We start from the raw sequence: 9886 nt of genomic DNA, 5'->3' as shown, positions 1-9886 counted from the left end.
CAGGAGACAGCCATGTCCATGAAGCGTTCCGTCGTCCGTGCCGCCGCCACCCTCGCCGTCGCGGGTCTCGCCGCCACGGCCGCCGTCGCGGCTCCGGCCCAGGCCGCGCCCGCCACCGCCACGACCCTGGCCGCCGCCACGGTCTCCTCGTCGACGGCCGGCGGTTCCGTCTCCAGAACCGAGATCATCGAGCGTGCCAAGTACTGGCTGGGCAAGAGCATCACGTACAACCAGGGCGGCTCGTACCCCGACTCCGACGGCAAGTACTACCGCACGGACTGCTCCGGCTACGTGTCGATGGCCTGGCACCTGACCACCAGCCTCAACACCCGCGGCATCGGCGACAGCCCCGACACGTACGGGATCTCCCGCAGCGAGCTGAAGGCCGGCGACGTCCTCAACAGCTACTACGACCACGTCATCCTCTTCGACAAGTGGGACGACGCCGCCAAGACCAAGTTCTCGTACTACAGCTTCGGCTCGACCCCGGTGAAGCACATCACCGGCATGTCCATCAACGCCTCCACCATCGACGGGCACCCCAACGGCGACTACAAGGCGCTCCGTTACGCGAAGGCCGTCGACGACGTCATCGACGGTGGTGACCTTCCGGTGGCGGCGAACTGGGACGGCGGCGCGGCCGGCAACGTCGGTGTCTTCCGTCCGTCGACGGGTGAGTTCCATCTGCGCATGGACGACGGCAGCCTGACCAAGCTGTACTGGGGCGCCCAGGGCGACCTTCCGGTGGCGGCGAACTGGGACGGCGGCGCGGCGGACAACGTCGGTGTCTTCCGTCCGTCGACGGGTGAGTTCCATCTGCGTATGGACGACGGCAGCCTGACCAAGCTGTACTGGGGCGCCCAGGGCGACCTTCCGGTGGCGGCGAACTGGGACGGCGGGGCCGCGGACAACGTGGGCATCTGGCGTCCGTCGACGGGTGAGTTCCACCTGCGCTTCGACGACGGCAGCCTGCACAAGATCAGCTGGGGTCAGCAGGGCGACCTTCCGGTCGCCGGCAACTGGGACGGCGGCGCGGCGGACAACGTCGGCATCTTCCGTCCGTCCACGGGTGAGTTCCATCTGCGCATGGACGACGGCAGCCTGACCAAGCTGTACTGGGGCACCCAGGGTGACCTTCCGGTCTCGGCGAACTGGGACGGCGGCATCCCGGACAACGTGGGCATCTGGCGTCCGTCGACGGGTGAGTTCCACCTGCGCTTCGACGACGGCAGCCTGACCAAGCTCTACTGGGGTCAGCCGCGCTGACCCGAGCAGGCGAAGGGAGCGGGGCGGGAGGCGACTCCCGCCCCGCTCCCTGCCGTTGACGGCGGCCGACCAGCCGACCAGTCGGCCGGCCGTGGCGGCCGTCAGGTCAGCCAGCCCCGCTGCACCGCGCGCACCCCCGCCTCGAAACGGCTCCGCGCCCCCAGCCGCTCCATCAGGGTCGTCGCGTGCCGGCGGGCGGTGCGGTGGGAGACTCCCAGCCGCTTCGCGATCGCCTCGTCCGTGAAGCCGAGGGCGAGCAGCTTCAGCGTCGTCTCCTCGGTGTCCGTGAGCCCCCGCTCGTCCCGCTTCGCCTCCGTGCCCAGCGGTCTGGCCTTCTCCCAGATGGACTCGAACAGAGCGCAGAGCGCGGTGAGCGTCCCCTGGCCGGTGAGGACCACCGCACCGGCGGCCGAGTCGTCGCTGACCGGCATGACGGCCGTCGACCGGTCCGTGATGATCATCCGTACCGGCAGGGTCGGCACCGTCCGGGCCTGTCTCCCCAGCCCCTCCAGCCACTCCGCGTACGCCATGGTGTGCGGGCTGTTGCGCACGCTGTCCAGGTACACCGTGCGCATCCGGATGCCCCGTTCGAGCAGGGCCCGGTCGAGGGGCCGGGACGCCTCCAGGTTCTCCGGGGTCTGCTCGCCGTCCGGGGCGAAGATCATCACCTCTTCCCGGACGTCCCGGTGGAGCAGGGACAGCCGGTCGCGGATCTGGTCGAGACCCATCAGGTGTTCCACCCCGGGCTCGGTCGAACCGGGGCGCAGGTCCGCGTACTCCGAGATCAGCCGGGCGGCGGCGGCCCGGCTCGCCTCCACCCGCTGCTGCTGGGCGAGGAGTTCGGCCTGCTGCCGGGCGAGCAGCAGCTCCATGCCGACGTCCGGACTCACCGCCCGGATCGTCCCCGGGCTGTCGTACGAGGGCCGGGCGAGGCCCAGCTCGCTGAGCCGGTCGAGGGCGCCGCGCACCCTCGCCTCCGGCAGCCCCAGCCGCGCGCCGATCGCGGCGACGCCGTCCTCGGGGTGCGCGAGCATGCCCCGGTAGACCGACTCCGAATCCTGGTCGAGACCCAGCAGCGTGAACAAAGTAGAGGCCCCCCTCCTCGATGATCTTGCCCTCGCATACTCGCACGCCCGTACCGGCGGGGAGGAGGGAATGCGGCCCAGGAGGCCCCTTCCGGCCACGGCTCGAAGGGGCCACGGCGAGTCGCTGGGTTTTGGACACCACGCCCGCCAGGCTGGACGCATGTACCTGATCCACGCCCAACTCAGGCCTCCTGGCGTGCAGTTCCTGCCCGAGGACGCTGCTGTCCGGGCGCTCGCCCTCGCCCTCCCGGAGGAGCGTGTCGAGCACGTCAGCGCCCATCCGGACGCCCTCCCGCTGCCCGTGCTCGGCGTCTTCCTGCTGGCCGGTTCGCTGGCGGAGGCCGAGTCCCGGGCGGCGGCGCTCTGCCGGCGCCTGGTGGAGCGGCACCCGGCGCTCGCCGGATGGCGGCTGAGCGGGGCGGAGGCGCCCCTCCTGGCCCCATTGGGACACGGCCTCTTGGGGCCAGCCGTCGGCCCTTCCACCGGTCCCGGCCGACGGCGAGAGTAGAGATCGCCGGAAGGACGCCACCGCGGGGCGCAGCGCCGGCACCGAACTCCCTCACTCCTCTGCCGGACCTCGCCGTCCCGTACCCGAAAGGCCGACCGACATGACCAGCCTCCGTACCCTCAAGGCCGCCGCGGCTCTCGCCACCGCCACCACCGCGCTCCTCCTCGCGACGACCGCCGCCGCCGGCGCCATCGGCGCTCAGCCCGCCGCGCCGCAGACCGCGGTCACTGTCGTGGCGGGGGTGGACCTGGGCACGGTCACCGGCACGGGAACGGGCACGGGTACGGGCACGGGTACGGGAACTGGCACGGACGACTTCGGCTGGCAGTAGCGGTCACTCGGTGGCGATGGCGTCGAGCTGGGCCCGCAGGTAGCCGTGCGACTCGATGCCGTTGATCGTGGTGCCGGGCGTGCACTCGTAGAAGTAGACGAGGGACATCAGCTCCTCGGTGGGAGCCTCCGCGGGCGGCGGCAGCACCCGGTGTCGGCCGGAGCGCCACCGGCCACCTGTCCAGCCGGCCATCAGATCCCCGATGTTGACGGTGAAGGCGTCGGCGTCCGGGTCGTACGGGGCGTCCTGCCAGCCGTCCTCGTCGGTGAACAGCTGCAGCCCGCCCCGGCCCGCCTGCCGGTCCAGGATCGTCACCGTGCCGAAGTCGGTGTGCGGCCCGATCCGGAACTGCCCCGGCTCGGGTGGCCCGGTCCGGTCGAGCCCCGGATACCAGTTGATGTTGAAGCCGAAGGTGGGGTGCCCGGTGTGCCGGGTGAAGAAGTCCCGCTCCTCGCCGAGCGCGAGCCCGAGCAGGTCGAGGACGTGGTCCGAGAGCTCCCGCATCTGCGCCAGGTACGTCTCCACCAGCGGCCTGAGCTCCGGCACCTCGGCAGGCCAGGTGTTCGGCAGGAACCACTCGGCGTCCACGGCCGGGTCCCCGGTCGGCTCCTCCGCCGCGAAGGACAGCGACTCCTTCAGGTCGGGCGGTGTCGCCGTGCCCTCGGCGTAGCCGTTCGCCTCGGCGCCGGGACCGAGCCAGCCGCGTCCGCCGACCTTCACCGCGTACGGCTCCTTGGCGGCGGCCGGGAGGTGGAAGAACCGCCGGGCGACGGCCCGGATCTCCGCCCTCAGCCCGGGGTCCACCCCGTGCCCGCTGACCAGCAGGAACCCGGCCCTGCGAAGGGCCCGGTCGACGGCCGGCAGCTGCGGGCCGGGCGGGAGCCGCAGATCGATGACGGGAAGCCGGGCCTCGCTCATGATTGGTGCTCCTGGCTGCTGTCCCGGCCGATGCCCTCGCCAGTTCCCGCGCCGACGCCGTCGCCGATGCCGTCGCCGATGTCCTCGCTCCACAGGGCGGGGTGCTCCGCGATGAACCGGCTCATCAGCGCGACGCACTCGGGGTCGTCCAGGACAAGCACCTCCACCCCGTGCTCCGCCAGCCAGCCGTGCCCGCCGTGGAAGGTGCGGGCCTCGCCGACCACCACGCGCGAGATGCCGAACTGCCGGACCAGACCGGAGCAGTACCAGCACGGCGACAGGGTCGTCACCATCGTCGTACCCCGGTACGAGCGCTGCCGGCCCGCCGCCCGGAAGGCGGCCGTCTCCGCGTGCGCCGACGGATCCCCGTCCTGCACCCGCCGATTGTGCCCGCGCCCGAGCAGTCGCCCGTCCGGGCCGTAGAGTGCGGCCCCGATCGGCACCCCGCCCTCGGCGAGCCCGGCGCGCGCCTCACCGAGCGCGGTGGTGAGCCAGTGGCGGGCCTGTTCCTGGTCCATGCGGGGAGCCTTCCCCGGGGAGGTGCCGAGATCACACGACCGCGGCAGCCTGCTCCTCGTAGGGGAAGCGGGCGAGCGGGGCCTCGCCCTGGAAGAAGGTCCTGGCGCGGTTCATCGCCTGCTCGTCGGCCCGCACCCGGCCGGGCCGGGAGCCCGTCCCGGTCAGGACCCCGCCGAAGTGCATCCGCAGATAGGCCGCCGAATGGCTCAGGCCGGTCACCAGGCCGTCCGCGACCACGTGATCGGCGTCGGCCATGGCCGTCACCCCCCACAGCGTGCCGCCCGCCATCCGCCCCTTGAAGTCCGAGCCGGGCACGTTCAGCCAGCCCGACCAGTAGTCCAGGTAGCGCTTGGCCTGTGCGGAGAGGCTGTACCAGTAGAGCGGCGAGACGATGACGATGTCGGTGGCCTCCATGGTGGCCTGCCGCAACAGCTCCTCGTTCGCCGTGACCTGCCGGTCGCCGGTCTCGTGCCGCCCGTCCTGGAAGTCGGGCAGCACGATCCGGTTCAGATCCACCCAGCGCTGCGGGACGTCGGCGGGCAGATGCGCGGCGGCGGCGCGGGCGAGTATCTCGGAGTTGCCGTCGGCGCGGGAGCTGCCGAGGACGAAGAGGAACGAGCGGTCGAGGGTCATGCCGCTGCCAACTCCGAGGTCTCCGGGGCTATTCCTCGGCGGAGGGCGTGACGTAGGAGCCCTTGCCGCGGACAGTGATCACGAGCCCGCGCTCCCGTAGTTCCTGGGTGGCACGCCGAGCGGTGAGGCGGGCTACGCCGTACTCCTCGGCCAGGCGGTGTTCGGAGGGGATCGGGCGATCGGGGGCGAGGCTGCCCGAGGTGATCTGCTCGGCGATGGCATTGGCGAGCTGGACGTAGAGCGGGGTGGCGCTCTGCGGGTCCAGAGGGCCGCTTGCGGCGGAAGATTCGCTCATACGTCCAACATAGAGCGGTGCGCAACTCCACGATCGAGTGGATCTGTCTGCACTTGTATACAGAGGGCTGGGACCCGAGCTAGCGTTTTTGCGCAAGCGAAGACCCCGGCGGCCGCTGGTACCGGCCCCGGGGCATGGCCACCAACCTCAACGGAGTTGATGACGTGCGGCACCTTATCGCGCACACCCTGGGCGGAGCCCTTGTCCCCGCTCTCCTCTGGCTGCTGACCCTGACCCTGCCGCCCACCGGCCGGCACCGCACGCGGGCGGCTCAGCGCAGGCGACGGCGCGCGTTGTGGCTGGCCACGGTCGGGGTGGACATCGACCACCGCGACATCCACGCTCATGTCGGCGCCCACGTCGGCGTCGCCCGATGAGCCGCTGCGGGGCGCGGCGCCCTTCGATCGCCGTCGTCGAGGTGATGCGGGCGGTGTGCGCGGGGTCGGTCTGCGTGCTTGCCACGGGCCACGAAGGCCCGCACCGCGACCGCGCGGGCGACGCCTGGTGGGTGACACCGGAGATCGCGGACGCGGTGAGCGTGTCCCTCTTCACCCACGTGCTCGCGGGTGGCCGCCTGGAACCGGCGGAGGAGCCGGCGTACCGGTCGCCCCGCTGCGTCGTCGGCCTCCACGACCGCTGCCGGGACCATGTGCCGCGCGATTCGGGCGTACCGGGAGTCCGCTACCTCGTGTGCGAGTGCGTCTGCCACTGTCGGGGGCTGGGTTCCTGGGGGTGAGGGCCCTGCGTGAGCTTCTGGTGCGGCCGCCCTCTTTCCGAGTGTGGCCCCCGGAGTCCCCGCGTCAAGGGCGCCTCCGGCGTCGCGATGCGATGGGCTGCGCCCACCCTTGACCCGGTGCCACCGGGGTCCTTTGACCACTCGGAGGGCGGCCCGGGGGCCCGGCCACGCGGAACGGTCCGGGTAGCCATCCCCGCCGTGGGCGGGTGGCGGCCCGGTGGTGGGTGGGCCCGGGTATCGCTCCGCGCCGGGGATGTTCTGCTGCCCGGTGGGTGGGGGCTCGGTTCGGGGTTGCTGTCTGAGGACCACTTGCCCGCCGTTTAGGGGTGCGCCGGGGCGAAATGGGGTGGCTGGGGCCCGACTCGGCGGCTGATGGCGGTCTTAGGGTCGGGCTGCATGCCCCGCTGATCACTCCCGGTGGGTGTGAGGGGTGGTGGGCGTGCAAGGTCCGGAATCCCAGGCTCTCGGTGAGACGAGTGGGGCTCGTGTGACTGGTGAGGCGACCTGCGGACGCGTACGGCCCGGGCAAGTGCGCAGGAGCGGCCTCATCGCGGTAGCCGTCGAAGGGGCACAGGGTCAGGAGAACGATTGCGTCAATGGTTGTATCGAGTCAAGTAATTGGAACGACGGTCCATCCCCTGGGGCGTGCCCTAGCTGTTTCGGGAGGCGGTGGCCGTGGCGCGGGGCGCTGCCTGGCGTCTCATGACGTACGTGTTCCCGATGTCGGGGTCGCCGTAGAAGAAGAACAGCTTCAGCGCCCTGTGTTGATCGCGGTCCACGTAGAAGTGCCACGTGTACGTCGTGGGTGGCGGGGCCGGGGTCGAAGTGCCGGGCGCGGCCGTGGTGTCACGCATCGCCGATCCGGTCCGGGTCGTCATGGTGAGACGGACGTCCTGGCCGTCGGCATCGTCGGTCAACTCCCAGGTCCCCGTGCCGGACACCCGCCAGCCGTCGTCGAAGTCGAAGTACTGGCCGTCGAGCCGCTGCAGGAGGGCTGTACCGTCCGGGCGGAGTGTCAGTCGCGTGTCGTCGATGTTCTCCCAGCTTCCCGCGACCTCGGCCGCCGTGGCGTCGTGAAGGTGCCCTCGAAGTACTGGTAGGGGCCGGCGCATGCGCTCAAGACGGTCAGCCCCATCGCCACGCCCCAGAGGGTGAACCCCTGCCCCCGCAGCTTGTTCTTCCCCACCGCCTGCCCCCTGTCCGCGCCCCGAGTCGACCCGTCCCGGGAGGGGCATCGGTGCCTTGTCGGTGGCTGTACGTGCCTCGTCGGTGGCTTGTCGGAGGGGGCGACCAGTCTCGCACGCAGGGAAGTTCCGCAGACGGTCGAGGAGCACACAGTGTCCACGCGCAGGGAATCGAAGAGCCCGAAGAACATCAGCGTCCTGATCTCCGGCGCCAGCATCGGCGGCCCCACCCTCGCCTACTGGCTGGACCGGTACGGATTCCGCGTCACCGTGGTGGAGCGGTCCATCGGGCTGCGGCCGGGCGGGCAGGCGATCGACGTACGAGGCCCGGCTCTTGAAGTCGCCGAGCGGATGGGGGTACTGGAGGAGATTCGCCGCCGGAGTACCGCCCTGCGCGGGATGTCGATCGTCGACGGCGACGGCAACGAGCTGTCCAGGACCACCGAACACACCATGAGCGGCGGGCAGATCGGCAGCCCGGACGTGGAGATCCTGCGCGACGAGCTTGCCCAGGTCCTGTACGACGCGGGCGGCAGCGGCAGCGGCATCGAGTATCTCTTCGGGGACTCCATCGCCACGCTCGAACAGGACGACGACGAGGTGCGGGTCGTGTTCGACAGCGGCGCGTCACGCGCCTTCGATCTGGTCGTCGGCGCCGACGGCGTGCACTCCCACACGCGCGGACTCGTCTTCGGCCCGGAGGAGAACTACCTGCGCCACCTGGGTGGTTACCTGGGGGTGTGGACGGTTCCCAACCATCTCGGCCTGGACCGCTGGGAGGTGATCTACCAGATGCCGGGGCGTGATGTCTGGGGCGCGATGGTGATGAGTGTGCGGGACAACACGGAGGCCCGCGCCTTCATCGGAATCGAATCCGACCAGCCGCCCGCGACCTTCCTCCCGCGGGACACCGACGAGCAGAAGCGCCTCGTCGCCCGCGCGTACGAGGGTGCCGGCTGGGAGATGCCGAGGCTGCTCAAGGAGATGTGGAACGCACCCGACTTCCACCTCGACGCGCTGGCACAGATCCACATGGACACCTGGTCCCGCGGCCGGGTGACGCTCCTCGGCGACGCGGGCTACTGCGCGTCGCCCGCCTCCGGCCAGGGGACCACGATGGCCATGACCGCCGCGTACATCCTCGCGGGCGAGCTCGGTGCCGCACCCGGCGACCACGGCGCTGCTTTTGCCGCGTACGAGAGGGAGTTGCGTGACTTCGTGGCCGACAACCAGAACATCGCACTGATCAACCAGGCCGCAAAGCGCGCACAGCGAGAAGCGACGGCGGACCAGGCCGCGCCTCTCCCCAGGCACGAGGACGAGGCATTCGCGGAGGCCTTCGCAAAGGTCGGTGCCTTCCGGCTCAAGGACTACGCGGTGTCTCCTCGATGACTTCTGCCTCCCCGGACTGCCACAGTCCCAGCTTCTCCGGGTTGCGGACCGCCCAGATGCGCGTGACGCGGTCGCCCCTGACCTCGAGGGCGGCGACGGTGACCGTGGTGCCGGTGTGCTGGGCGATCAGGCCGGGGGTGCCGTTGACGGTGCGTTCCAGGAGGGTGAGGCCGGGGGCCTTGGCGGCGATGAAGAGGAGGTAGTCGGCGATGCGGGCCGCGCCTTCGAGGGGGCGCAGGACGGCGCCGGCCAGGCCGCCGCCGTCGGCGACCAGGGTGGCGTCCGGGGCGAGCAGGGCGACCAGGGCCTCGATGTCCTGGGCCTCCCAGGCCTCCTTGAAGGCGCGCACCAGGCGGGCCGGCGCGGTGGACGGTGACGGGGCCGGGGCCGGGTCCGGGGTGGTGCCCCGGACGCGGCGGCGGGCCGAGGCGGCGAGCTGGCGGCAGGCGGCCGGGGTGCGGCCGACCATCGCGGCCACCTCGGGGAAGGGGTAGCGGAAGACGTCGTGGAGGACGAAGGCGACCCGTTCGGCCGGGGTCATCGCCTCCAGGACGACGAGGAGGGCCATGTTCACGGACTCGTCCAGGGTGATCCGGTCCGCCGGGTCGGCGGGCCCGGAGCCGGCCGCTCCCGTCCACTCGGTGCGGTCGGGCAGCGGCTCGGGGATCCACTCGCCGACATAGCGCTCGCGCCGGGCCCGCGCGGAGCCCAGCTGGTCAAGACAGACCCGGGTCGCGACCGTGGTCAGCCACGCGCCCGGGTTCTCGACCGCGTCCTGCCGTTCACGCGTCAGCCCGTACCAGCGCGCGTACGTCTCCTGCACCGCGTCCTCGGCCTCGGCCACCGAACCGAGCAGCCGGTAGGCCAGGTTGATCAGGTGGCGCCGCTCGCTGATGACGCCGGCCAGGTCGCTCGGCTCGTCCACTGTTTCGTCCCCCTCGTTCTCCGCCCGCGCCTCACACTTCGCGGCGCTGTGTCGTCGGGGATACGACACACCCTCCGAGGGCCCGAGCGAAAAG

General features: G+C 71.5%; 13 protein-coding genes. 6 read left to right on the top strand and 7 right to left on the bottom strand.

From position 1 onward, the window contains the following. Window positions 1-12: 12 nt before the first annotated feature. Window positions 13-1266 (top strand): VCBS repeat-containing protein, encoded by a 1254-nt coding sequence (locus tag AB0C73_RS26240; RefSeq protein WP_362534643.1) that lies wholly within the window; start codon window positions 13-15, stop codon window positions 1264-1266. A gap of 101 nt (window positions 1267-1367) precedes the next feature. Here AB0C73_RS26240 and AB0C73_RS26235 read toward each other — a convergent pair whose 3' ends face one another. After that, window positions 1368-2351, bottom strand: coding sequence for a LuxR C-terminal-related transcriptional regulator (locus AB0C73_RS26235; protein ID WP_362534642.1), 984 nt, complete (start codon window positions 2349-2351; stop codon window positions 1368-1370). 160 nt (window positions 2352-2511) lie between these two features. Here AB0C73_RS26235 and AB0C73_RS26230 point away from each other — a divergent pair, with 160 nt between their 5' ends. Then, window positions 2512-2859, top strand: a complete 348-nt coding sequence (locus tag AB0C73_RS26230) for a hypothetical protein (protein ID WP_362534639.1) — start codon at window positions 2512-2514, stop codon at window positions 2857-2859. Between the two features lie 100 nt (window positions 2860-2959). Further along, on the top strand, window positions 2960-3190 hold the full coding sequence (locus tag AB0C73_RS26225; protein WP_362534636.1) for a hypothetical protein: 231 nt from the start codon (window positions 2960-2962) through the stop codon (window positions 3188-3190). Between the two features lie 3 nt (window positions 3191-3193). Here AB0C73_RS26225 and AB0C73_RS26220 read toward each other — a convergent pair whose 3' ends face one another. The 4 genes from AB0C73_RS26220 to AB0C73_RS26205 are packed head-to-tail and all read right to left on the bottom strand — an operon-like array spanning window position 3194 to window position 5555. Further along, window positions 3194-4108 (bottom strand): 2-oxoglutarate and iron-dependent oxygenase domain-containing protein, encoded by a 915-nt coding sequence (locus AB0C73_RS26220; protein WP_362534634.1) that lies wholly within the window; start codon window positions 4106-4108, stop codon window positions 3194-3196. Next, entirely contained in the window at window positions 4105-4626 is a 522-nt protein-coding gene (locus tag AB0C73_RS26215; RefSeq protein WP_362534633.1) for a nucleoside deaminase, read from the bottom strand. Before AB0C73_RS26215 ends, AB0C73_RS26220 begins: the two co-directional genes overlap by 4 nt. 31 nt (window positions 4627-4657) lie before the next feature. After that, entirely contained in the window at window positions 4658-5260 is a 603-nt protein-coding gene (locus AB0C73_RS26210; RefSeq protein ID WP_362534631.1) for an NAD(P)H-dependent oxidoreductase, read from the bottom strand. Window positions 5261-5288: 28 nt separating this feature from the next. Beyond that, window positions 5289-5555, bottom strand: a complete 267-nt coding sequence (locus tag AB0C73_RS26205) for a GntR family transcriptional regulator (RefSeq protein ID WP_362534628.1) — start codon at window positions 5553-5555, stop codon at window positions 5289-5291. A gap of 134 nt (window positions 5556-5689) precedes the next feature. On the opposite strand from AB0C73_RS26205, the gene AB0C73_RS26200 reads away from it, so the two are divergent. Both AB0C73_RS26200 and AB0C73_RS26195 read left to right on the top strand, forming a co-directional pair. Next, window positions 5690-5932 (top strand): hypothetical protein, encoded by a 243-nt coding sequence (locus tag AB0C73_RS26200; RefSeq protein WP_362534625.1) that lies wholly within the window; start codon window positions 5690-5692, stop codon window positions 5930-5932. Continuing rightward, window positions 5929-6291, top strand: coding sequence for a hypothetical protein (locus AB0C73_RS26195; RefSeq protein ID WP_362534623.1), 363 nt, complete (start codon window positions 5929-5931; stop codon window positions 6289-6291). The genes AB0C73_RS26200 and AB0C73_RS26195 overlap by 4 nt, the downstream gene beginning before the upstream one ends. Before the next feature lie 650 nt (window positions 6292-6941). Here AB0C73_RS26195 and AB0C73_RS26190 read toward each other — a convergent pair. After that, window positions 6942-7403, bottom strand: a complete 462-nt coding sequence (locus tag AB0C73_RS26190; RefSeq protein ID WP_362534622.1) for a hypothetical protein — start codon at window positions 7401-7403, stop codon at window positions 6942-6944. A gap of 225 nt (window positions 7404-7628) precedes the next feature. On the opposite strand from AB0C73_RS26190, the gene AB0C73_RS26185 reads away from it, so the two are divergent. After that, a complete protein-coding gene (locus AB0C73_RS26185; RefSeq protein ID WP_362534619.1) occupies window positions 7629-8867 on the top strand; it encodes an FAD-dependent monooxygenase in 1239 nt (412 codons plus the stop codon). Here the strand turns inward: AB0C73_RS26185 and sigJ are convergent. Continuing rightward, window positions 8839-9792 (bottom strand): RNA polymerase sigma factor SigJ, encoded by a 954-nt coding sequence (sigJ, locus tag AB0C73_RS26180; RefSeq protein WP_362534618.1) that lies wholly within the window; start codon window positions 9790-9792, stop codon window positions 8839-8841. The two genes, AB0C73_RS26185 and sigJ, sit on opposite strands and share 29 nt — an antisense overlap. Window positions 9793-9886 lie beyond the last annotated feature (94 nt).

This window comes from Streptomyces sp. NPDC048623 (assembly GCF_040650755.1).
GTDB lineage: Bacteria > Actinomycetota > Actinomycetes > Streptomycetales > Streptomycetaceae > Streptomyces.
Note: the sequence above shows the minus strand (reverse complement) of the source record. Positions and strands in the feature narration are given on the sequence as shown.

What these genes read in the sequence shown, in the direction of transcription:
- AB0C73_RS26240 (WP_362534643.1), top strand. Translation starts at nt 13, where the DNA reads ATGTCCATGAAGCGTTCCGTCGTCCGTGCCGCCGCCACCCTCGCCGTC.
- AB0C73_RS26230 (WP_362534639.1), top strand. Translation starts at nt 2,512, where the DNA reads ATGTACCTGATCCACGCCCAACTCAGGCCTCCTGGCGTGCAGTTCCTG.
- AB0C73_RS26225 (WP_362534636.1), top strand. Translation starts at nt 2,960, where the DNA reads ATGACCAGCCTCCGTACCCTCAAGGCCGCCGCGGCTCTCGCCACCGCC.
- AB0C73_RS26220 (WP_362534634.1), bottom strand. Translation starts at nt 4,108, where the DNA reads ATGAGCGAGGCCCGGCTTCCCGTCATCGATCTGCGGCTCCCGCCCGGC.
- AB0C73_RS26215 (WP_362534633.1), bottom strand. Translation starts at nt 4,626, where the DNA reads ATGGACCAGGAACAGGCCCGCCACTGGCTCACCACCGCGCTCGGTGAG.
- AB0C73_RS26210 (WP_362534631.1), bottom strand. Translation starts at nt 5,260, where the DNA reads ATGACCCTCGACCGCTCGTTCCTCTTCGTCCTCGGCAGCTCCCGCGCC.
- AB0C73_RS26205 (WP_362534628.1), bottom strand. Translation starts at nt 5,555, where the DNA reads ATGAGCGAATCTTCCGCCGCAAGCGGCCCTCTGGACCCGCAGAGCGCC.
- AB0C73_RS26200 (WP_362534625.1), top strand. Translation starts at nt 5,690, where the DNA reads ATGGCCACCAACCTCAACGGAGTTGATGACGTGCGGCACCTTATCGCG.
- AB0C73_RS26195 (WP_362534623.1), top strand. Translation starts at nt 5,929, where the DNA reads ATGAGCCGCTGCGGGGCGCGGCGCCCTTCGATCGCCGTCGTCGAGGTG.
- AB0C73_RS26190 (WP_362534622.1), bottom strand. Translation starts at nt 7,403, where the DNA reads ATGCGCCGGCCCCTACCAGTACTTCGAGGGCACCTTCACGACGCCACG.